The 21,684-nt window shown below is 63.5% G+C and carries 21 protein-coding genes; 2 read left to right on the plus strand and 19 right to left on the minus strand.

Features of this window, described 5'->3' with window-relative positions:
- Window positions 1–36: 36 nt before the first annotated feature.
- The 5 genes from ACOCG7_RS26090 to ACOCG7_RS26110 all read right to left on the minus strand — a co-directional run bounded on the left by ACOCG7_RS26090 (window position 37) and on the right by ACOCG7_RS26110 (window position 4,514).
- Complete coding sequence (locus tag ACOCG7_RS26090) at window positions 37–972, minus strand: electron transfer flavoprotein subunit alpha/FixB family protein (RefSeq protein ID WP_176035728.1); 936 nt, start codon at window positions 970–972, stop codon at window positions 37–39.
- Window positions 973–994: 22 nt separating this feature from the next.
- Window positions 995–1,744 carry an electron transfer flavoprotein subunit beta/FixA family protein gene (locus ACOCG7_RS26095; RefSeq protein ID WP_073427184.1) on the minus strand — a complete coding sequence of 250 codons (750 nt, stop codon included), beginning with the start codon at window positions 1,742–1,744 and terminating at the stop codon, window positions 995–997.
- Between the two features lie 238 nt (window positions 1,745–1,982).
- Complete coding sequence (locus tag ACOCG7_RS26100) at window positions 1,983–2,783, minus strand: MetQ/NlpA family ABC transporter substrate-binding protein (protein ID WP_073427183.1); 801 nt, start codon at window positions 2,781–2,783, stop codon at window positions 1,983–1,985.
- 53 nt (window positions 2,784–2,836) lie between these two features.
- Complete coding sequence (locus ACOCG7_RS26105) at window positions 2,837–3,490, minus strand: methionine ABC transporter permease (RefSeq protein ID WP_073427182.1); 654 nt, start codon at window positions 3,488–3,490, stop codon at window positions 2,837–2,839.
- On the minus strand, window positions 3,480–4,514 hold the full coding sequence (locus ACOCG7_RS26110) for a methionine ABC transporter ATP-binding protein (protein ID WP_073427181.1): 1,035 nt from the start codon (window positions 4,512–4,514) through the stop codon (window positions 3,480–3,482). Before ACOCG7_RS26110 ends, ACOCG7_RS26105 begins: the two co-directional genes overlap by 11 nt.
- Window positions 4,515–4,770: 256 nt before the next feature.
- Here ACOCG7_RS26110 and ACOCG7_RS26115 point away from each other — a divergent pair, with 256 nt between their 5' ends.
- On the plus strand, window positions 4,771–5,673 hold the full coding sequence (locus ACOCG7_RS26115; protein ID WP_073427180.1) for an alpha/beta hydrolase: 903 nt from the start codon (window positions 4,771–4,773) through the stop codon (window positions 5,671–5,673).
- Between the two features lie 90 nt (window positions 5,674–5,763).
- On the opposite strand, the gene ACOCG7_RS26120 is transcribed toward ACOCG7_RS26115, so the two are convergent.
- Both ACOCG7_RS26120 and ACOCG7_RS26125 read right to left on the minus strand, forming a co-directional pair.
- The gene (locus ACOCG7_RS26120) at window positions 5,764–6,564 is read right to left on the minus strand and encodes an enoyl-CoA hydratase (RefSeq protein ID WP_073427179.1); all 801 of its coding nucleotides are present in this window, start codon (window positions 6,562–6,564) and stop codon (window positions 5,764–5,766) included.
- A gap of 54 nt (window positions 6,565–6,618) precedes the next feature.
- Entirely contained in the window at window positions 6,619–7,542 is a 924-nt protein-coding gene (locus ACOCG7_RS26125; RefSeq protein ID WP_073427178.1) for a histone deacetylase family protein, read from the minus strand.
- Between the two features lie 210 nt (window positions 7,543–7,752).
- On the opposite strand from ACOCG7_RS26125, the gene mltB reads away from it, so the two are divergent.
- Window positions 7,753–9,021 (plus strand): lytic murein transglycosylase B, encoded by a 1,269-nt coding sequence (mltB, locus tag ACOCG7_RS26130; protein ID WP_421377875.1) that lies wholly within the window; start codon window positions 7,753–7,755, stop codon window positions 9,019–9,021.
- Between the two features lie 146 nt (window positions 9,022–9,167).
- Here the strand turns inward: mltB and cysM are convergent, their stop codons facing one another.
- The 12 genes from cysM to ACOCG7_RS26190 all read right to left on the minus strand — a co-directional run bounded on the left by cysM (window position 9,168) and on the right by ACOCG7_RS26190 (window position 21,672).
- Window positions 9,168–10,070: a cysteine synthase CysM gene (gene cysM / locus ACOCG7_RS26135; RefSeq protein ID WP_073427176.1), complete on the minus strand. Its 903-nt coding sequence runs from the start codon at window positions 10,068–10,070 to the stop codon at window positions 9,168–9,170.
- 338 nt (window positions 10,071–10,408) lie between these two features.
- Window positions 10,409–10,801 (minus strand): ComEA family DNA-binding protein, encoded by a 393-nt coding sequence (locus ACOCG7_RS26140; protein WP_073427175.1) that lies wholly within the window; start codon window positions 10,799–10,801, stop codon window positions 10,409–10,411.
- 77 nt (window positions 10,802–10,878) lie between these two features.
- A complete protein-coding gene (rfaD, locus tag ACOCG7_RS26145) occupies window positions 10,879–11,871 on the minus strand; it encodes an ADP-glyceromanno-heptose 6-epimerase (protein ID WP_073427174.1) in 993 nt (330 codons plus the stop codon).
- A gap of 145 nt (window positions 11,872–12,016) precedes the next feature.
- Window positions 12,017–13,024: a D-glycero-beta-D-manno-heptose-7-phosphate kinase gene (gene rfaE1, locus ACOCG7_RS26150; RefSeq protein WP_073427173.1), complete on the minus strand. Its 1,008-nt coding sequence runs from the start codon at window positions 13,022–13,024 to the stop codon at window positions 12,017–12,019.
- On the minus strand, window positions 12,978–14,393 hold the full coding sequence (locus ACOCG7_RS26155; protein WP_073427172.1) for a UDP-glucose dehydrogenase family protein: 1,416 nt from the start codon (window positions 14,391–14,393) through the stop codon (window positions 12,978–12,980). The genes rfaE1 and ACOCG7_RS26155 overlap by 47 nt, the downstream gene beginning before the upstream one ends.
- A gap of 159 nt (window positions 14,394–14,552) precedes the next feature.
- Window positions 14,553–15,728 carry a lipopolysaccharide assembly protein LapB gene (lapB, locus tag ACOCG7_RS26160; protein ID WP_073427171.1) on the minus strand — a complete coding sequence of 392 codons (1,176 nt, stop codon included), beginning with the start codon at window positions 15,726–15,728 and terminating at the stop codon, window positions 14,553–14,555.
- A gap of 72 nt (window positions 15,729–15,800) precedes the next feature.
- Window positions 15,801–16,094: a LapA family protein gene (locus ACOCG7_RS26165; protein WP_073427170.1), complete on the minus strand. Its 294-nt coding sequence runs from the start codon at window positions 16,092–16,094 to the stop codon at window positions 15,801–15,803.
- A gap of 260 nt (window positions 16,095–16,354) precedes the next feature.
- The gene (locus tag ACOCG7_RS26170) at window positions 16,355–16,678 is read right to left on the minus strand and encodes an integration host factor subunit beta (RefSeq protein WP_073427169.1); all 324 of its coding nucleotides are present in this window, start codon (window positions 16,676–16,678) and stop codon (window positions 16,355–16,357) included.
- A gap of 110 nt (window positions 16,679–16,788) precedes the next feature.
- Window positions 16,789–18,522 carry a 30S ribosomal protein S1 gene (gene rpsA, locus ACOCG7_RS26175; RefSeq protein ID WP_073427168.1) on the minus strand — a complete coding sequence of 578 codons (1,734 nt, stop codon included), beginning with the start codon at window positions 18,520–18,522 and terminating at the stop codon, window positions 16,789–16,791.
- Between the two features lie 164 nt (window positions 18,523–18,686).
- Window positions 18,687–19,373 carry a (d)CMP kinase gene (cmk, locus tag ACOCG7_RS26180; RefSeq protein ID WP_073427167.1) on the minus strand — a complete coding sequence of 229 codons (687 nt, stop codon included), beginning with the start codon at window positions 19,371–19,373 and terminating at the stop codon, window positions 18,687–18,689.
- A gap of 34 nt (window positions 19,374–19,407) precedes the next feature.
- The gene (gene aroA / locus ACOCG7_RS26185; protein WP_073427166.1) at window positions 19,408–20,712 is read right to left on the minus strand and encodes a 3-phosphoshikimate 1-carboxyvinyltransferase; all 1,305 of its coding nucleotides are present in this window, start codon (window positions 20,710–20,712) and stop codon (window positions 19,408–19,410) included.
- 18 nt (window positions 20,713–20,730) lie between these two features.
- Window positions 20,731–21,672: a prephenate dehydrogenase gene (locus tag ACOCG7_RS26190; RefSeq protein ID WP_073427165.1), complete on the minus strand. Its 942-nt coding sequence runs from the start codon at window positions 21,670–21,672 to the stop codon at window positions 20,731–20,733.
- Between the last annotated feature and the right edge of the window lie 12 nt (window positions 21,673–21,684).

Below are 21,684 nucleotides of genomic sequence, written 5' to 3' on the forward strand. Positions count from 1 at the left end.
CTGTTTTGTCAGACGCCTTTTACGGCGCTGCGGCGTTTAGCCGAGCTCACCAACGAGCTCAGGCACAAGCGTGAACAGATCACCCACCAGACCATAATCGGCGACGCTGAAAATCGGCGCTTCCGGGTCCTTGTTGATCGCGACGATCACCTTGCTGTCCTTCATGCCCGCCAGATGCTGGATCGCACCGGAGATGCCGACCGCGATGTACAACTGCGGCGCGACGATCTTGCCGGTCTGCCCGACCTGATAGTCGTTCGGCACGAAGCCCGCATCGACCGCCGCGCGCGAGGCGCCCAGCGCCGCGTTCAGCCTGTCGGCCAGCGGCTCGAGCACCTTCGTGTAGTTCTCGCCATTGCCCAGACCGCGGCCGCCCGAGACGATGATCTTCGCCGAGGTCAGTTCGGGACGGTCCAGCTTCGTCAGTTCACGGCTCACGAACTGCGAGATACCCTGGTCCGCCGCGGCGTCGATCTTTTCCACCACTGCATTGCCGCCTTCGGCCGCGACCGCATCGAAACCGGTCGTGCGCACGGTGATCACCTTGATCGGATCAGCCGACTGCACCGTGGCGATCGCATTGCCCGCGTAGATCGGGCGCTCGAACGTGTCGGCCGAATCCACCGCGGTGATGTCGCTGATCTGCGCGACGTCCAGCTTCGCGGCGATACGCGGCGTGATGTTCTTGCCGTAAGGCGTGGCCGGCGCGAGGATGTGCGTGTAGTCCTTCGCGATGTCGAACACCGTCGCCTCGACGTTTTCCGCGAGGCCCGCTTCCAGTTGCGGCGCGTCGGCCAGCAATACCTTCGACACACCCGCGATCTTCGCGGCCTCGTCCGCCGCGGCCTGCGCGTTGTAGCCCGCCACCAGCACGTGAATGTCGCCGCCGATCTTCTGCGCCGCTGCGATCGTGTTCAGCGTCGCCGGCTTGATCGATGCGTTGTCATGTTCTGCCAATACAAGATTCGTCATTTGCCCTGTCTCCGCGTTTTACTTAAAGCACCTTGGCTTCATTCTTCAGCTTCTCGACCAGCGTCTTCACATCCGCCACCTTCACGCCAGCGGAGCGCTTCGGCGGCTCGGCGACTTTCAGCGTCTTCAGGCGCGGCGTGACGTCAACACCGAGGTCCTCGGGCTTGAGCGTTTCCAGCGGCTTCTTCTTCGCCTTCATGATGTTCGGCAGCGTCACGTAGCGCGGCTCGTTCAGGCGCAGATCGGTCGTGACCACGGCGGGCAGCTTGAGCGACAGCGTCTCGGCACCGCCGTCCACTTCGCGCGACACGGTGGCCCTGCCGTCGGCCACGACAACCTTCGACGCAAACGTCGCTTGCGGCAGGCTGGCGAGCGCGGCAAGCATCTGGCCGGTCTGGTTCGAATCATCGTCGATCGCCTGTTTGCCGAGAATGACCAGTTGCGGCTGCTCCCGGTCGACCAGCGCCTTCAGCAGCTTGGCGACCGCCAGCGGCTGCAGTTCCTCATTCGATTCGATCAGCACGGCGCGGTCCGCGCCGATCGCCAGCGCCGTGCGCAGCGTTTCCTGCGACTGCGTGACGCCGCACGACACCGCGATCACCTCGGTCGCCACGCCCGCTTCCTTCAGACGCACCGCCTCTTCCACCGCGATTTCGTCGAACGGATTCATCGACATTTTCACGTTCGCGATGTCGACGCCCGTGCCGTCCGACTTCACCCGGACTTTCACGTTGTAATCGACCACTCTCTTGACTGGCACCAGGATTTTCATGCACACGCTCCAAAGTTACGAATACGTCAACCCAGCGAACATTATAACGACTGCCCTTGCGGGAGCCTTGTCGCGGGTGCTTTAGCAGGAGGATATCGCTCCCCAGCGGCGTGACGGCAATAGCGAACGATCGTTCTATTTTAATCACGAAAAAACCCGGGTGACAACCCCGGGCTCCGATTCACGACTCTAAATTTGCATTGCCGTCGTGCTTGCCATGTTCACATGGCTGCCGGACTCACCAGGCGGTAATCACCGCGCCGCCGAACTTGCCTTCAACGAACTGCTTCACTTCCGGCGAGTGATACGCCGCAACCAGCTTGGCGACCCACGGCTTGTTCCTGTCGGCTTCGCGAATCGCGATGATGTTCACGTACGGCCCCTTCGGATCTTCGATCGCAATGGCGTCCTGTTTGGGCTTGAGACCCGCTTCCATCGCGAAGTTCGTGTTGATCGCGGCCGCTTCCACGTCGTTCAGCGAACGCGGAATCTGCGCGGCGTCGAGTTCGACGATCTTCAGCTTCTTCGGATTCTCGACGATGTCGAGCGGCGTCGCCTTCAGCCCCGCGTCGGCGCGCAATTTCAGCAGACCCTGCTTTTGCAGCAGCAAGAGTGCCCGGCCGCCATTGGTCGGATCGTTCGGCACCGCGATCTTCGCGCCCGGCTGCAGTTCGGCCAGCGTCTTCACCTTCTTCGAATAGATGCCCATCGGATAGGTGACCGTGTCGGCGACGCGAATCAGCTTGTAGCCGCGGTCCTTCACCTGCGCCTGCAAGTACGGCTCGTGCTGGTAGCTGTTCGCGTCCAGATCGCCGCCGGCGAGCGCGGCGTTGGGCTGCACGTAGTCGGAGAATTCGACGACCTTGATGTTCAGACCGTTCTTCGCCGCGACCGTCTTCACGACTTCCATGATCTGCGCGTGCGGACCGCCCGTGACGCCGACCTTGATCGTGTCTTCAGCGTGAGCCGCCGTGGTGGCGGCGAACAGCGAGGCGGCGCCGAGCGCGGCGGCCAGCTTGAGGATGAAACGACGTTGCATGATGGACCTTCCGAATCTATCGATTCTGTTTAGCGGGCAACGATGGCCCCTGTTTATTTATGGCTCAAACGACGCACGAGCCAATCCCCGAACGACTGCACCAGTTGCACGAAGACGATCAGAATCACCACGACCGTCAGCATGACCTCCGGCAAAAAACGCTGATACCCGTAACGAATGCCCAGATCGCCGAGTCCGCCGCCGCCGATCGCGCCGGCCATCGCCGAATAGCCGACCAGCGACACGAACGTGATCGTCAAACCGGCGACCACGCCCGGCAACGATTCCGGCAGCAGCACCTTGAAAACGATCTGGCTGGTGGTCGCGCCCATCGCCTGCGCGGCTTCGATCAGGCCACGGTCGACTTCACGCAGCGCGGTCTCGACCAGACGCGCGATGAACGGTGCGGCCGCGATCGTCAACGGCACCACGGCGGCGGCCGTGCCGATCGACGAACCCACCACCAACCGGGTAAACGGAATCACCGCGACCAGCAAAATGATGAACGGCGTCGACCGCACCGCATTGACCACCACGCCCATCGCGCGATTCACCGCGACGTTCTGCAACACGCCCTGACGGTCCGTCAGATACAGCAGCACGCCGAGCGGCAAGCCCACCAATGCGCCGACCAGTCCGGAAATGCCCACCATCACGAGCGTTTCCCAGAACGACTGGACGAACATATCCAGCATTTCACTCAACATACGAGAGCTCCTCCACCACCACACCCTGTTCACGCAGATACGTCAGCGCCTGCGCCACCTTCTCCGGTTGGCCGCCCGCGAGCACCGCGAGCGAGCCGAACGCCTGCCCCTGGATCTCGTCGATCTGGCCGTGCAGGATGTTGAAGTCGAGCTCGTAACGGCGAATCGTCTCGGACAGTATCGGCTGATCGACGCCCGAGCCGGTGAACGCGAGACGCAGCAGATGACCGCTGCCCGTCTTCAAGCGCTCGGCCACGCGCGCCTTCATGGCGGGCGGCAATTCCTGCGCGATCACGTCGCCGATCAGCGCGCGCGTGACGTCATGATGCGGCTGAAGGAACACGTCGATCACCTTGCCCTGCTCGACCACGCGGCCCGCGTCCAGCACCGCGACGCGGTCGCAGACCTGCTTGATCACGTCCATCTGGTGGGTGATCAGTACGATCGTCAGGTTCAGTTCGCGATTGATGCGCTTGAGCAGATCGAGAATCGAGCGTGTGGTTTCCGGATCGAGCGCGGAGGTCGCTTCGTCGGAGAGCAGCACTTTCGGCTTGCTCGCCAGCGCGCGCGCAATGCCGACGCGTTGCTTCTGCCCGCCGCTGATCTGCGCCGGATACCGATCCTTCTGCGCCGACAGGCCCACCAGGTCGAGCAGCGGCACCACGTTCGCCTCGATCTCGTCGCGCTTCAGGCCGGCGAGTTCGAGCGGCAGCGCCACGTTCTCGTACACCGTGCGCGACGACAGCAGGTTGAAGTGCTGGAAGATCATGCCGATTTCGCGGCGCGCCTCGCGCAATTGCGCGGCGGGCAGCGTGGTGAGATCGCGGCCGTTGACGACGATGTTGCCTTCGGTGGGCCGTGTCAGCAGATTGATGGTGCGCACGAGCGTACTTTTGCCCGCACCGCTGCGCCCGATGATGCCGAACACCTCGCCCGGCGGAATCGACAGATTGACGTTGTGCAGCGCTTCGACCCAGCCCCGGGGTCCGGCGAACCGCTGGGAGATATTGCGTATTTCGATCATGGAAAAACGAAACGGCGGAGTTTGTCGGCGAGCGTTGAATGCTCCCGGCAAGCGGCCGCCGTTGCTTTTATTAGGATTTGAGCCGGCAATTCTACCGCAGCCCCGACATCCCCTTTAATAATCAATTACGATCTTTTCATAACCAGACGGCATTAAAGCGCTACCCCGGATAAGCAACGATCGCGCGCGCGGATTCGCTGCGGCTATGATCGGACGGAGTCAATGCAGGACACACCTCGGACACGACATGGCAGCCATGGAGACAATCCCCACCGGTAATGCAAGGCCCGCCGCGGGCGCCCGCAAAGGCGGCGCCGCGCTGCGCTCGACGGTTACGACAAGCGACGGCGTCGACCTGCCGTTGTATCGCTGGCCGGCCACCGCGCCCCTGCGCGCCACGGTCGCGCTGCTGCACGGGCTCGCGGAACACGCCGGGCGTTACGCGGCGCTCGCGGATCGGCTAAGCCCGGCCGGCATCGAACTGGTCGCCGTCGATTTGCGCGGACATGGGCTGGCGCCGGGCAAGCGCGCGCGAATCCGCCGCTTCGACGACTATCTGCTCGACGCCCAGGCTTTGCTCGATGCGGCTGCCACGAGTTGCGCACCGCTCTTTCTGATGGGCCATAGCATGGGCGGCGCAATCGCGGCGCTCTACGCGATCGAGCGGCTGGACGCGAGCGGGCGTCGCTTGAGCGGACTGATTTTGTCGAGCCCCGCGCTCGCGCCAGGGCACGACGTTCCGCGTTGGATGCTCGGCTTGAGCCAGTGGATCAGCCGCGTATGGCCGGGTTTCCCGGCGATGAAAATCGACGCCGCCTTGCTCTCGCGCCTTCAGCCGGTGGTGAACGCCAATCGCAACGATCCGCTCGTTCATCACGGCTCGATTCCGGCGCGCACCGGCGCCGAACTGCTGCTGGCGATGGCGCGAATCGAACGCGGCCGCGCGAGCCTGCGCGTGCCGTTATTGGTCTATCACGGCACGGCGGACAAGCTCACCGAACCCGAAGGCAGCCGCGCATTCGGCCAGCACGCGGGCTCGCCGGACAAGACGCTCACGCTGCACGAAGGCAGTTATCACGAGACGATGAACGATATGGATCGCGATCGGGTGATCGGGCAATTGATCGAATGGATCGAAGCGCGGGTTGCGAAGTCCTGAGCATGTGATGGTTTTCGCAGCACAGGCTGCGATGCGAAACGCGTTGAACGCCGCCGCGCCGGAGGTCGGCGGATACCTTGCTCACGCCGTTCAACGCTTCCAGTCGGGCGGGCGTTTGTCGATGAATGCCTGCACGCCTTCGAGCGCCGATTCATCCATCATGTTGCAGGCCATCGTCTGGCCGGCGAGCTGGTAAGCCGCTTCAACGCCCATTTCCAGTTGCCGGTAGAACAGGCCCTTGCCGGCGCTCACCGCTTCCACCGGTTTCGCGCAGATGCGGGTGGCGAGCCGCGCGACTTCGGCGTCGAGCGCGTCTGCCGGGACCACGCGGTTGACGAGCCCTTGCTGCTGCGCTTGCGCCGCGTCGATGAAATCGCCGGTGAGCAGCATTTCGAGCGCCGCCTTGCGTGACAGATTGCGCGACAGCGGCACCGAAGGCGTCGCGCAGAACAGCCCCAGATTGACGCCCGACACGGCAAAACGCGCTGTCTCGGCGGCGACCGCCAGATCGCACATCGCGACCAGTTGACAACCGGCCGCCGTGGCGATGCCGTGCACACGCGCGATCACCGGTTGCGGCAAGCGCTGGATCGTCAGCATCAGCTTCGTGCAGCGCGCGAACAGCGCCTGGTAATAAGCCAGCGACGGCGCCGCGCGCATTTCCTTCAGATCGTGTCCCGCGCAGAACGCGCGGCCCGCGCCGGCGATCACGACCACGCGCGCGTCCGTCCGCGCGATGTCGGTCAATGCTTGTTGCAGGTCGTCGAGCAAGGCTTCGGAGAGCGCGTTGAAGGCATCGGGCCGGTTCATCGTCAGGCGCACGACGCCCGCCACACTGTATGCGTCGCGTTCGATCTCCACCAGTGACGCGCTGCGGATCTCGGCGTTCATGGCTCGCTCCTCATTACGTTGATGCGGCTTGCGCGGTTCGCGCGCCGCCGCGCGTCAGATTCCGGCCAACGCCCGCACGTGCGCGACCACGCTGCGCCCGAGCGCCGACAGGTTATAGCCGCCTTCGAGACAACTGACGATCCGGCCACGCGCATAGCGTTTGGCGATTTCGCGCACCTGGTCGGTGATCCACGCGTAGTCGTCCTCGACGAGGCCCATGTTGCCGAGATCGTCCTCGCGATGCGCGTCGAAACCGGCGGAGATGAAGACCATCTCGGGCTTGAAGTCATGGAGACGCGGCAGCCACAGCAGGTCGACCGCCTCGCGCACGGCCATGCCTTTCGAGCGCGCCGGCATCGGCACGTTGCACATGTTGGGCGCCTGGTTCTCGGCGCCGGTGTACGGATAGAACGGATGCTGGAAGATGCTGCACATCAGCACGCGCGAATCGCCGGAGAAGGCCGCTTCCGTGCCGTTGCCGTGATGAACGTCGAAGTCGATGATCGCCACCCGCTGCAAGCCGTGCACTTCGAGCGCATGACGCGCGGCGATCGCCACGTTGTTGAAGAAGCAGAAGCCCATCGCGCGCGCCGGTTCCGCATGGTGGCCGGGCGGGCGCACGCTGCAGAAGGCGTTGTCGAAACGGCCTTCGATCACGGCATCGGTCGCGGCCACCGCGGCGCCCGCCGCGCGCAACGCGGCTCGCAGGGTATGCGGATTCATCGACGTATCGGGGTCGATCTCGGCGAGGCCTTCGGCGGGCGAACAGTTGCGGATGTAGTCGATGTGCGCCTGCGTATGCACGCGCAGGAGCGCGGCTTCCTCGGCGAGCGGCGGCGACTCGCGCTCGATCAGCGAGTCGATGCGGCTCGCGATCAATTGGTCTTCGATTGCCTGCAGGCGCGCCGGGCATTCGGGATGCCATTGCCCCATATCGTGCAGCAGACAGTCGGCGTGGGAATAGAAGCCTGTTGCCATGATCCTCTTGCGCGGCGCGGCGCCTCGAGGCGCGCGCGGCGTGTCTCCGTAGAGGGCGCGCGCCCTCGGCGCGCCAACATTTATCAACTTACCACACGAGGCGGGTGTGACGTGTCCGGCACAGTTTTGCGGAAGGCGTCGGGTATACTGCCCCGAACCGTTTTCCCTGTCTGTTTTCCTGTCTCTTTCGCACTGCGCCCTCAGCTCACTATGACCGTCAAGCTTGCCCTGTCCGCACGAAACCGGCTACGCATCAAGACTCTCGCCGCCGCACTCTCCGTCGCATCGTGCATGTTCATGGCAACCAGTCCGGCGATAGCGCAGAGCGCCGGCAAAAAACCACCGCTGCTGGTGCAAAGCCAACCGCAACCCGCGGTGCAGCAAGGGCAAACCTTCGAAGAAGAAATCATCCCGCAGCGCTACGCGAACAATCCCAATGTCGACGCGTTCATCAACGACATGGTCGCGCGCTACGACTTCGACGAAGCCGCGCTGCACGCGCTCTTTGCCGGCGTGAGTTATTCGGCGACCGCCGTCAAGCTCGTGACGCCGTCGCCCACGCCCTCGGTCAAGAACTGGCGCGCGTATCAGTCGCGCTTTCTCGACCAGGTTCGGATCAACGCGGGCGTGCGCTTCTGGCGCGCCAATCAGGCAACGCTGCAACGCGCCTACGAAGAGTTCGGCGTGCCGCCGGAAGTGATCGTCGGCATCATCGGCGTGGAGACGATTTACGGGCGTTTCATGGGCAACTTCCGCGTGCTCGATGCGCTCACCACGCTGACCTTCGACTACCCCGACACCGCCAACCGCGCTGACCGTCAGGCGACCTTCCGCAAGAATCTCGAAGATTACCTGGTGTGGACGCACGATGCGCAGATCGATCCCAACACGGTACTCGGTTCCTACACGGGTGCGATCGGTATTCCGCAATTCCTGCCGAGCAGCATCGTGCAATACGCGGTGAACTATGACGGCAACAAGCGCATCGACCTGCGCACGAGCGAGGCGGATGCGATCGGCAGCGTGGCGAATTACCTGCGGCAACACGGCTGGGAAAACGGCCGGCCGGTGGTGTGGAAGATCGGCACCGACGCCGGCAGCCTGGGCGTTGCGCAGGCCGCCGCCGACGGCCAGCCCGAGCCGCACTGGCCGCTCGACCAATTGCTGCGCGCCGGGCTGCTGCTGAACGAACCGCAAGTGAATGTCGCCTCGGAAGCCGGCACGCCGGTAACGATCGTGGATCTGCCGTCGCCTGGACGTGGCACCGAGTACATGCTGGGCCTGAAGAATTTCTATGTGCTGACGCGCTACAACCGCAGCTTCTTTTACGCCCTCGCGGTGTATCAGTTGGGCGAACGGGTCAAGGCGCAGATGGCCTCGAGCGATGCGGTGAATGGCAATGGCAATGGCAATGGCAATGGCAATGGCAATGGCAATGGCAATGGCAATGCTGCCGTGCCCGGTGCGGCTTCGCAATAAGCCGCGGGCGTTGATTCCCGCGGGCTTGTGAAAAAAAGCGCCGGTTTTGCCGGCGCTTTTTTGTTGAGCTCGTGTGACCCATGCAGACGTGCATGCGGGAATGTGGGCGTGCTTGCGCGCGCAAACGAATCCGCAACCAACTCCGCTTACGCCGGAAACACCCCGGTCGACAGATACCGATCGCCGCGATCGCAAACGATGAATACGATTGTCGCGTTCTCGACCTGACGCGCGATGCGCAATGCCACTTCACACGCGCCGCCCGACGAGATGCCGGCGAAGATGCCTTCGACCGACGCCATGCGCCGCGCCATCGCTTCGGCGGCGGCCTGGCTCACGTTCTCGACACGATCCACGCGGCTGCGGTCGAAAATCTTCGGCAGATACGCTTCCGGCCATTTGCGGATGCCCGGGATGCGCGAACCTTCTTCCGGCTGCGCGCCGATGATCTCGATCGCCTGGTTCTGTTCTTTCAGGTAAGTCGACACGCCCATGATCGTGCCGGTCGTGCCCATCGACGATACGAAATGCGTGATGCGCCCTTCCGTATCGCGCCAGATTTCCGGGCCGGTGCCTTCGATGTGCGAGGCCGGATTGTCCGGATTCGCGAACTGGTCGAGGATGATGCCCTTGCCTTCGCGCTGCATCTGCTCGGCCAGGTCGCGCGCGTATTCCATGCCGCCGGTGACCGGCGTCAAGACGATCTGCGCACCGTACGCGGCCATGCTTTGACGGCGCTCCACCGACAAGTCCTCCGGCATGATCAACACCATCTTGTAGCCGCGGACCGCAGCCGCCATCGCGAGCGCGATGCCGGTGTTGCCGCTGGTCGCTTCGATCAGCGTATCGCCCGGCTTGATGCGGCCACGCGCTTCCGCTTTCTTGATCATCGACAGCGCCGGACGGTCTTTCACCGAACCCGCGGGGTTATTGCCCTCGAGCTTCGCAAGGACCACGTTGTTGCGGCTGCGGATCTCGTCGTCGGGAAGCCGGACGAGTTGCACGAGCGGCGTATTGCCGATCGTGTCTTCAATCGTTTTGTAAGCCATATGGATTTTGAACTGTCGATGCGCGGAGTCTTGATTCATCGATTCTAAACTACCGTGCCCGCCGCTGCCGCGCGGCCCTTCTGACCGCATGGATGCAGGCGTTCACCGGCGAGCGCGCGCGAAGCTCGGGGCAAGCGAGCATGACGCCCCGCGTCGAACCGAAAAAACCATGGAAAGCCGCCGCTCGATCCACGCAAAAAGCCCGCGGCCGAGAACCGCGGGAGCCAGTCATCTGCATGACAGCTGAAGGAGTGCTCTTGCCAACTCCAACCATGAAGGGAACGACAGTGACGGGCCGCGTGCGCGGGTGACCATGCCCGCGCACGGCCCGCCTCAGGCTACTTCTTCACCGCCACCGCGGCGTTGCTCTTTTGGGCGTTGCCCGCGTTCGCCGCATTAGCCGCATTCGTCGAAACGGCCGGCTCCCTGGCCTGTGCAGACGCCGCAGCCTGCGTGCCAGCAGCCGCGCCAGCCGGACCGACAGCGAGACCCTCCGCCTGCAGGCGCTCGACGGTATGCCCGCCCATGCCCTTGACGCGCTTGCCGAGATCGGCCGGGTCCTTGAACGGACCATGCGCTGTACGCTCGTCGAGAATGGCTTTCGCTTTGGCGGGACCGATACCCTTGACGCCGCGCAGCGCGTCCTCGTTAGCCGTATTGACGTCGACCGCCGCATACGCGTGGCCGAAAGCGGCCAGCATGGCCGCGGTAACCAGAATTTTTCGAAACATATGGAACCTCCCTCGTACAACCGGTTGGCGACCATCACCAACCGGGAGATTCCAGTGTAAAGAGGTACCCGAAAAATTTACACCTGGCCGAATAGCCAACGTACGTAGCGATCGACACCTTCCTGAACGCTCAGGAACGGCGCGTCGTAACCGGCCGCGCGCAGCTTCGACTGATCGGCTTGCGTGAAGCACTGGTATTTGCCGCGCAATGCATCGGGGAACGGAATGTATTCGATCAACCCGCGCTGCACCTGATCGGCGAGCGACAACGGCGGCTCGTTGTTCAGCGAGCGCAGCGTGTTGACGACCGTCGTGGCGATGTCGTTGAAGGGCTGCGCGCGACCGCTGCCCAGATTGAAGATGCCCGACTTGTCAGGGTTGTCGAAGAAGAACAGGTTGACCTTCACCACGTCTTCAACAGAGACGAAGTCGCGCGTCTGTTCGCCCGCGGCATAGCCGTTGTATTCGCCGAACAGCTTCACCTTGCCCTCGGCGCGGAACTGGTTGAAGTTGTGAAACGCCACCGACGCCATGCGCGCCTTATGCGTTTCGCGCGGGCCGTATACGTTGAAATAGCGGAAGCCGGCGATCTGGCTTTTCGCGCTGGGCAGCACGCGGCGAATCACCTGGTCGAACAGGAATTTCGAATAGCCGTATACGTTCAGCGGCTGCTCGACCTCGCGCTCCTCGACGAAGCGGCTCGACCCGCCATACGTGGCCGCCGACGACGCGTACAGAAACTGGATGTTCTGCGCGAGGCAGACATCGAGCACGTCGCGGCTGTAGCGGAAATTGTTGTCCATCATGTAGCGGCCGTCGGTTTCCATCGTGTCCGAGCAGGCGCCTTCGTGGAAAATCGCGCGCACCTTGCCGAAGTCGCCCCGCTTGAAGCGTTCGACGAATTCGGTCTTGTCGACGTAATCCTCGATCTCGCAATCGACGAGGTTCTTGAACTTGTCGGCGCGTGTGAGATTGTCGACCGCGATGATGCGTTGCTCGCCGCGCTCGTTGAGCGCCTTCACGAGATTGCTGCCGATAAAGCCGGCTGCGCCGGTGACGATGAGAGTCATGATGAGCCTGCGGTAATGAGCTTTGCATGGGATCGGAGCCAGCGCTCAAGCGCTAACCCCGATCGACAGCTTCGGTTGACGCCCCGCGGATCCCTTTTGCGCGCCGTCAAGCAGCGCGAAGCGAGGGACCGGCGGGCCGCATCAATCAAGGAAAGAGTTCGTCGTAGTCGACGGTGGCGGTGCCGAGCTTGCCGACCACGATGCCGGCCGCGCGATTCGCGAGCCCGACCGCCTCGATCAGCGTGAGACCCGCGCCGAGCATGGCGGCGAGCGTGGCAATCACGGTGTCGCCCGCACCCGAAACATCATACACTTCGCGCGCGACGGCCGAAGCGTGCAGGATGCCGTCGTCGGAGAAGAGCGTCATGCCCTCTTCCGAACGCGTGAGCAGCAACGCCTTGAACTGCAAATCGGCGCGCAGCTTCGTCACACGCGCGATCAGATCTTCTTCCGACTTCCATTGCCCGACGACCTCGCGCAACTCGGCGCGGTTCGGCGTGATCAACGTCGCGCCGCGGTAGCGGTCCCAGTCGTCGCCCTTCGGATCGACCAGCACCGGCTTGCCCGCCGCATGCGCCTTCGCGATCATCTGCGTGACATGCGTGAGGCCGCCCTTCGCGTAGTCGGACATGAGGATCACGTCGTGCGAAGGCAGCAGGTCGTCGAAACGCTGGAGGCCCGCGAGCAGCACTTCGTGCGCCGGCGTGTTTTCGAAGTCGACTCGCAGCAACTGCTGCTGACGCGACAGCACGCGCAGTTTGATAGTGGTGAGTAGATCCGGATCGCGTTCGAGATGCGGCGTCACGCCGCTTTCGCTGAGCAACTGCACGATGCGCTCGCCGGGTTCGTCGCGGCCGACCACGCACAGCAAACCCGCCTGCGCGCCGAGGGCGACCGCGTTGCGCGCGACGTTCGCCGCGCCGCCGAGGCGGTCTTCCTGCCGCTGGACGTGCACCACGGGCACCGGCGCTTCCGGCGAAATGCGGTTCACGTCGCCGAACCAGTAGCGATCGAGCATCACGTCGCCGACCACCAGCACGCGGGCGGCACCGAGCTGTTTGCGCGGCACCACGGTCAGCGTCGGCGCGAGTGAGGACACAGCGGCCTCAGGCATCGTCTGAGACATCGGCCGAGACTCCAGAGGGTTGGGCATAAGGGCGTCCAATCGAGTGATAGTCGATGCCGAGTTCGGTCATCGCATCCGGTTCGTAGAGGTTGCGGCCGTCGAAAATCAGCGGCGACTTCAGCACCGATTTCAGGTGCACGAAATCCGGACTCTTGAATTCCTTCCATTCGGTCACGATCACGAGCGCGTCGGCGCCGGTGAGCGTTTCGTCCTGCGTATTCGTGAACGTGAGACGCGCAAGCTGGTCCGGCGCATCATGCAGATCCATCGCGAACACGCGGCGCGCTTCGGCTACCGCGACGGGGTCGTATGCGCGTACCTGCGCGCCGCGCTTGAGCAATTCGGCGATCACGCGGCGGCTCGGCGCCTCGCGCATGTCGTCGGTATTCGGTTTGAACGCGAGCCCCCACACGGCGAACGTGCGGCCGCTCAGATCCTCGCCAAGCGTGGCGGTGACCTTTTGCACCAGCACGTCTTTCTGCCTGTGGTTCACTTCCTCGACCGCTTCGAGAATCCGCAGGTTGTGGCCGCTTTCGCTGGCGGTGCGAATCAGCGCCTGCACGTCCTTCGGGAAGCACGAACCGCCGTAGCCCGCGCCGGCATACAGAAAGTGATAGCCGATGCGTGGGTCCGAGCCGATGCCGCGGCGCACCGCTTCGATGTCCGCGCCGACCCGATCCGCGAGATTCGACATCTCGTTCATGAACGAGATGCGCGTGGCGAGCATCGCATTGGCCGCGTACTTGGTGAATTCGGCCGAGCGCACGTCCATCGTCAGCGTGCGTTCGTGATTGCGGTTGAACGGCGTGTACAGACGCTTCATCAGTTCCCGCGCGCGCAGACCGGCTTCGTCGTCGTCGCTGCCGAGCACGATGCGGTCGGGCCGCATGAAATCGTCGACGGCCGCGCCTTCCTTCAGAAACTCAGGATTGGAGACCACCGAGAAACGATGCTGCGCGCTGTTCGCGAGCCCCCGCTTCGCCAGTTCTTCTTCCACCACGGCACGCACGCGCTGCGCGGTGCCGACCGGCACCGTCGATTTGTCGACGATCACCTTGAAGCCGTTCATCGTACGGCCGATGTTGCGCGCCGCTTCGAGCACGTATTGCAGATCGGCCGAGCCGTCTTCGTCGGGCGGCGTGCCGACTGCGATGAACTGCACGTCGCCGTGCGCCACGCTCGCCGCGATATCGGTCGAAAACGTGATGCGCCCCGCCGCGCGTGTGCGGGCGATGATCTCCTGCAAGCCCGGCTCGTGGATCGGCACACCGCCGTTGTTCAGGATGTCGATCTTGCGCTGATCGACGTCGAGGCAAAAAACGTCGTTGCCGAGTTCAGCGAGGCACGCGCCAGTGACGAGGCCGACATAGCCGGTGCCGATAATGGTGATTTTCATACGCTTTCCGGTGGAAGATTCCGGTGATGATTCCCGGCGATGAAGCCGGTCAAGAACACGCCGCGAGATCCGCCCGCGCGGCTGCTGCTGCCATGCGCGCGGCGAGACGGCTGCCGCGCCCACGTAGACACCGACGTTGGCACGGCCCCCGTCGGGGCGTCAGTTCGACGTCGTGATCGGTTCGACTCGACGCGGCGCATAGGTTTCCCAACCGCTGCAACCGGGGCACTGCCAATAGAATAGCCGCGCCCTGAAACCGCAATTCTGGCACGTGTAGCGCGGCAGATTCTTGGTGCGCTGACGAATCAGCGTGCGCATCAGTTCGAGTTCGCTGCGCCGCGGCTCTTCGGCGACGGCTTGCTGCGCCTCCAGAAGACGCGTCATACCCGCGAGATTCGGCGACTTCTGCATCTGCGAGCGTGCCAGCGCGTGCGCCGCATCGGGGCCCCGCAGCGACGCGACGTGCTGATACGCAACGTCGAGCAGATCGTTCGAGGGATAGCGGTCCACCCACGTGGTGAGCAGGTCGGCGCCGTCCTGAGGACGGCCGAGCGCATCGTAAGCCTTCATCAGCTTTTCGGCGACGAGCGGCAGATAAGCCGGATTCTGCTCCTCGACGCGCCGCCACTGCGCGATGGCCGCTTCTTGCGCACCGCCGGCCGCGTCGACATCGCCGAACAGGATCGTGGCGCGCACGTTGGTCGGATTCGCTTTCAAGGCGAGGCCGAGTTGTCGGCGCGCCTCATCCGGGTTTTGCTGTTGCAGCGCTTCCTGGGCGAGTTCGCAATGGAATTGCGCGATCTCCTTGTCGAGCGATTCCGAACCCATGGTTTCCAGATGACGCGCTGTGTCGATCGACTTGATCCAGTCCTTCTCGATTTCGTAGATGGTGAGAAGCGCGCGTTGCGCGCCCAGCGCATAGTCGCCCGTCTCGAGCGAACGGAAGGTTTCCTCGGCGCGATCGAGCAGGCCCGCTTTCAGAAAGTCTTGCCCCAGTTCGTAGAGCGCGTGATCGCGCTCGCTGACCGGCAGATCGGCACGGCTCAGCAGGTTTTGATGCACGCGGATCGCGCGGTCGGTTTCACCGCGGCGGCGAAACAGATTGCCGAGCGCGAAGTGCAACTCGATCGTTTCCGGATCGAGCTTGACGACTTCGATGAAGGCGTCGATCGCCTGGTCCGGCTGCTCGTTGAGCAGGAAGTTCAGGCCGCGAAAATACGAGCGCGGCAAGTTGGCGCTTTCCGACAGCAGCGTCTTGAGGTCGTAGCGCGCGGCCATCCAGCCGAACGCGAATGCGACGGGTATGACCAGCAGCCACCAGAAGTCTAGATCCATGCGATTGATGCAAACGTGCGGGAAAGCGAAAACGGAAAGCCGCGCCCACCAAGGCGCGCGGCGGAAGACAACTTAGATCAGCGGCGGCATGGGCGGCTGTTCGACCACCACCGGGGCCTCGCGCGCCACCCGCAACTCACGCTTGAGCCGGCCGTTTTCCATGCGCAGGCGCAGCATGGCCGGCAGCGACGACACGAGCCCGGCCACCAGCCCCACCACGAAGAACGCCAGGCCGATCAGGATCAAGGGCGCCGACCACGCGTAGCCAGCGAGGAAATTCAGCGTAGCAGGTTGTGTATTGGAGAGCGCGAGCACCAGCAGCAGCACGAACACCAGCACCCGGATCAGCCAAACGATAAATTTCATGAATAGGTCTCTTGACGGCAGTTGCGGGGTGACGCCGGCTTGATGACGCGTCGCGCCACGGTGTTGCCCGCGCCGAAGTGACCCGTATTGTAATTGAAGCCCTCGCGGCTGGGCAGGAACTGGCCGATTGTGGGCTTACGCGAGGTTTATTTTGCGGTGGGCGAAAAAAAAGCGCCCGAAGGCGCTTTTCTGTTTTTTTGCCGACTGGCTCTAGCCGCTGACGCTACCAAGGCCACGCTGCTTATCACCCAGCCTGGCATTTAGAGATCGTCGTCCGGCTCTTCAGCCTTCAGCGGCTCTCCCGCACGGCGATCTACCCGCTCGCGCAATTCCTTGCCCGGTTTGAAATGCGGTACGTGTTTCTCGGGTACCAGCACCTTCTCGCCCGACTTTGGGTTACGCCCGACACGGGAGGGACGACGGTTGAGACCGAAGCTGCCGAAGCCGCGAATTTCGATGCGATGACCTTTGGCAAGCGCCTCCGACATCGCATCAAGCATCGTCTTCACCGCGAAGTCCGCATCTTTGAGTACAAGCTGCGGGAATCGCGTAGCCAGCTGGGCGACCAATTCCGATTTGGTCATACTGCAGCAGACCTCTTAAGAAAACGCCGGGCCGCCCCCAATTTTTCCGTTCCGCAGGTGGTCCCCTTGCGGGACTGGTACGAAGCGACAGGGTTGGGGGCGCTCCTCAATTACTGGTTCTGACCGTCGAGCTTGGCCTTCAGCAACGCGCCGAGGTTCGTCGTGCCGGTGGCAGCCGAGCCCGAATCCGACGAAGCCAGGCCGCGGATCGCTTCCTGTTGTTCAGCCGAATCCTTGGCCTTGATCGACAGGTTGATACCACGCGACTTGCGATCGATGTTGATGATCATCGCGTTGACCTTGTCGCCTTCCTTCAGCACGTTGCGAGCGTCTTCCACGCGGTCTTGTGCGATTTCGGAAGCGCGCAGGTAACCTTCGACTTCAGCCGACAGCTGAACCACTGCACCCTTCGCGTCCACCGTCTTGACCACGCCGTCGACGATCGAACCCTTGTCGTTCATTGCAACGAAGTTGCTGAACGGGTCGCCTTCGAGCTGCTTGATACCCAGCGAGATGCGTTCCTTCTCGACGTCGATGCCAAGAACGATCGCTTCCACTTCGTCGCCCTTCTTGTACTTGCGAACCGCTTCTTCGCCCGTTTCGCTCCAGGACAGGTCCGACAGATGAACCAGACCGTCGATGCCGCCCGGCAGACCGATGAAGACGCCGAAGTCGGTGATCGACTTGATTGCGCCTTGCAGCTTGTCGCCCTTCTTGAAGTTGCGGCTGAAGTCGTCCCACGGATTCGGCTTGCACTGTTTCATGCCGAGGCTGATACGGCGGCGGTCTTCGTCGATTTCGAGAACCATGACTTCGACTTCGTCGCCCAGCTGTACAACCTTCGACGGTGCAACGTTCTTGTTCGTCCAGTCCATTTCCGACACGTGGACGAGGCCTTCGATGCCCGATTCCACTTCGACGAATGCGCCGTAGTCGGTGATGTTCGTGACCTTACCGAACAGACGCGTGCCCGACGGGTAACGGCGCGAGATGCCTTCCCACGGGTCGTCGCCCAGTTGCTTGATGCCCAGCGAAACGCGGTTCTTCTCTTGATCGAACTTGAGGATCTTCGCGGTGACTTCCTGGCCAACCGACAGCACTTCGCTCGGGTGACGCACACGACGCCATGCGATGTCGGTGATGTGCAGCAGGCCGTCGATACCGCCGAGGTCCACGAACGCGCCGTAGTCGGTGATGTTCTTCACCACGCCTTCGACGATCGCGCCTTCCTTCAGCGTTTCGAGCAGCTTTGCGCGCTCTTCGCCCTGGGTCGCTTCGATCACGGCACGGCGCGACAGCACGACGTTGTTACGCTTGCGGTCGAGCTTGATGACGCGGAATTCCAGCGTCTTGCCTTCGTACGGGGTCGTGTCCTTGACCGGACGCGTATCGACCAGCGAGCCTGGCAGGAATGCGCGGATGCCGTTGACCATGACGGTCATGCCGCCCTTGACCTTGCCCGTGATCGTGCCGGTCACGAGTTCGTTGTTGTCGAGCGCTTTTTCCAGCGACAGCCACGAAGCCAGGCGCTTCGCCTTGTCGCGCGACAGGATCGTGTCGCCATAGCCGTTTTCCAGCGCGTCGATCGCGACGGAAACGAAGTCGCCCGCCTGCACTTCTACCTCGCCCGCGTCATTCAGGAACTCTTCGAGCGGGATGTAGGCTTCGGACTTGAGACCAGCGTTGACGACCACGAAGTTGTGGTCGACACGCACGACTTCGGCGGAAATCACTTCGCCGGCGCGCATGTCTTGCTTGGTCAGCGACTCTTCGAACAGAGCCGCAAAAGATTCGGTATTCGGGGTAGAGGTTTGCAGGTCGGACATAAAAATCAAAATTTGCATGGTTCTCGCGGTGCCCGGCTGGCCGGACGGTCAGCAACTTCGGCGAAGAAGGCGAATGCCACGCGGGGTTAAAGGGTTAAAACACGCTCCACGACGATCGCGGAGCACCTACTGATTACGCTACTTCTACTGCGCCCGCTGCTTATGCACAATGCGTACATTCATCAGGCATGCGGGACTAACGCTTCGTACCACTGCACCACTTGCTCAACCGCCTCGTCGATCGACAATGCGGAGGTATCAAGCAGCTTTGCATCCGCTGCGGGCTTGAGCGGCGCGGCAATGCGCTGACTGTCACGCTCGTCGCGCTCACGCAAATCCCGGAGCAAGTCATCTATATTAGCAGAAAAGCCTTTTTGGATCAATTGCTTATGCCGTCGCGCCGCGCGGGCCTCGACGCTGGCGGTCATGAATACCTTCAGCACGGCGTCCTGGAAGATCACCGTGCCCATGTCGCGGCCGTCGGCAACCAGCCCCGGTTCCTTGCGGAACGCCCGCTGACGCGCCACCAGCGCGGCTCGCACGGGTGCGTGCACGGCGATCGCGGAAGCGCGGCTGCCGACTTCCTCGGCGCGGATGTCGGCGGAAACGTCGACACCGTCGAGTTGCGCCAGCCCCTCGCGAAACGTGATGTGCAGATCGTCGATGAGTTTTACAAGGGCGTCGGGATCATCCGCCCCGATGTCGTAGCGCAGGCTCGCGAGCGCCGCGAGCCGGTACAGCGCGCCGCTGTCGAGCAGGTGGAAACCGAGGCTCGCGGCAACCAGCGCGGCCACGGTGCCTTTGCCGGAGGCACTCGGGCCGTCGATCGTAATGACGGGCGTCTGGTGAAAGGGACGGGTCGGTTTCATCGAAAAAGTCGCACGTCAGTCGATTCGGGTCGAATCAGGGTTGGGCAAGCGCGGTAAAGCGCTCGAAATAATCAGGAAACGTCTTGCCGACGCACTTGGGGTCGTTGATCCGGACCGGCACCCCGCCGAGGCTCACCAGCGAGAAGCACATGGCCATGCGGTGATCGTCGTAGGTGTCGATCGCGGCGTTCGGAATCAGCTTTTCAGGCGGCGTGACGACGAGGAAATCCTCGCCCTCCTGCACCTTCGCGCCGACCTTGCGCAGTTCGGTCGCCATCGCGGCGATCCGGTCGGTTTCCTTCACGCGCCAGCTGGCGATATTGCGCAGCGTGGTCGTGCCGTCCGCGAACAACGCCGCGACGGCGATCGTCATCGCCGCGTCGGGAATCAGGTTGAAGTCCATGTCGATCGGCTCGAGCTTGCCGTTGTCGTGGCCGACGCCGCGCACCTCGATCCAGTCGTCGCCCATCTGCAGGTTCGCACCCATCCGGATGAGCGCATCGGCGAAGCCGACGTCGCCCTGAATACTGGCCCGCCCCACGCCCTCCACCCGCAGCGGCCCGCCGCCGAGTGCGCCGGCCGCGAGAAAATACGACGCCGACGACGCATCGCCCTCCACCATGATCGTGCCCGGCGACTGATATCGCTGCCCCGCCGGAACGACGAACTGGTGCCAGCCGTGGCGCTCGACCTCGATGCCGAAGCGCGCCATCAGCTTGATCGTGATCTCGATGTACGGCTTCGAGATCAGCTCGCCGTCCACCTGCACGGTGCTCACGCCGCTTTCGGTGCGCAGAAGCGGCAACGTCATCAGAAGCGAAGTCAGGAACTGGCTCGACACGTCGCCGCGTACGCGAATCGGCGCCTCGGCCGAAATCTGCGCCGGGCGAATCCGCAGCGGCGGATAACCTTCGTTCTCTTCGTAGTCGATCCTCGCGCCGATCTGCCGCAAACCGTCCACCAGATCGCCGATCGGCCGCTCGTGCATGCGCGGCACGCCATGAATGCGGTAGTCGCCGCCGTTCACGGCCAACGCCGCGGTCAGCGGACGCACTGCCGTGCCGGCGTTGCCGAGGAACAGATCAGCCGTGCGCGCCGTGAATGCGCCGCGCGTGCCGGTCACGACGCACGTGTCGCCCTCGCGCTTCAGACGCACGCCGAGCTTTTCGAGCGCCTCGAGCATGACGCGCGTGTCGTCGGAGTCGAGCAGATTCGTGATCGTGGTTTCGCCTTCGGCGAGCGCGGCGAGCAGCAGCACCCGATTCGAAATGCTCTTCGAGCCGGGCAGCCGGATCGTGCCGGACGCACGGGAAAATGGTCCGAGATCGAGGAATTCCATGATTGTGTCCAGTTCCGGTTATTTCGACGCGTCGCTGTTGCTCACGCCCGCAGCGCGCTGTTCCTGCCATTCGGTGCGCGCCACGCGCGAGCGCGCGAACACGGCTTCGAGGGCGGCGCCGTCGGCGGCTTCGATCGCCGCGCGCAAGCGCGCGAGCACCGCCGTGTAGGCGTCGAGTTCATCCAGCAACGCGGCGCGATTCGCGACGCACACGTCGCGCCACATTTCCGGGCTCGACGCGGCGATGCGCGTGAAGTCGCGGAAACCACCGGCGGCGAATGAAAATTTCAACGCGGCGTCGGGCGAATTGAGAATCTGCTCGACGAGCGCGAACGACAACACATGCGGCAAATGGCTGACCGACGCCAACACGCGGTCGTGCTGCGCCGGCGTCATGTCACGCACGACGGCGCCGGTGGCGCGCCACATCGCCGCAACGCGCTCCACCGCTTGGGGGGCGTTCTCCGGCAACGGGCACAACACGACATTGCGGTCGACATACAGGTCGGGCAACGCCGCATCGACGCCGCTCGCTTCACGGCCGGCAATTGGATGCCCCGGCACGAACTGGCCGATGCGCGCGCCGAGCGCCGCACGGGCCGCCGCGACGACATCCGACTTGGTGCTGCCGGCGTCGGTGACGATCGTGGCCGCGTCGAGAAACGGCGCGATGCGCTCGAGCAACGGCTGCGTCTGCGCGACGGGCGCCGCGAGCAGCACGAAATCGGCGCCGGACAGCGCTTCACGCAACGCGGCGTCGTCATTCAACGCTGCGGCGCCGTCAATCACACCGAGTTCCAAAGCCCGCGCGCTCGACGCGGCCGAACGCCCGACACCGATCACCGCGCGCGCGCCCACCGCCGCGCCCCGCTCGCGCAGCGCGCGCGCAAGCGATCCGCCGATCAGGCCGACCCCAAAAATCACCAGCTTGTTAAAAGAAAACGCGGCCACGTCGGTCACAGAAAAAGCGCG

It is taken from the genome of Paraburkholderia sp. DD10, assembly GCF_049177125.1.
In the GTDB taxonomy this organism is placed as follows: Bacteria; Pseudomonadota; Gammaproteobacteria; order Burkholderiales; family Burkholderiaceae; genus Paraburkholderia; species Paraburkholderia terricola.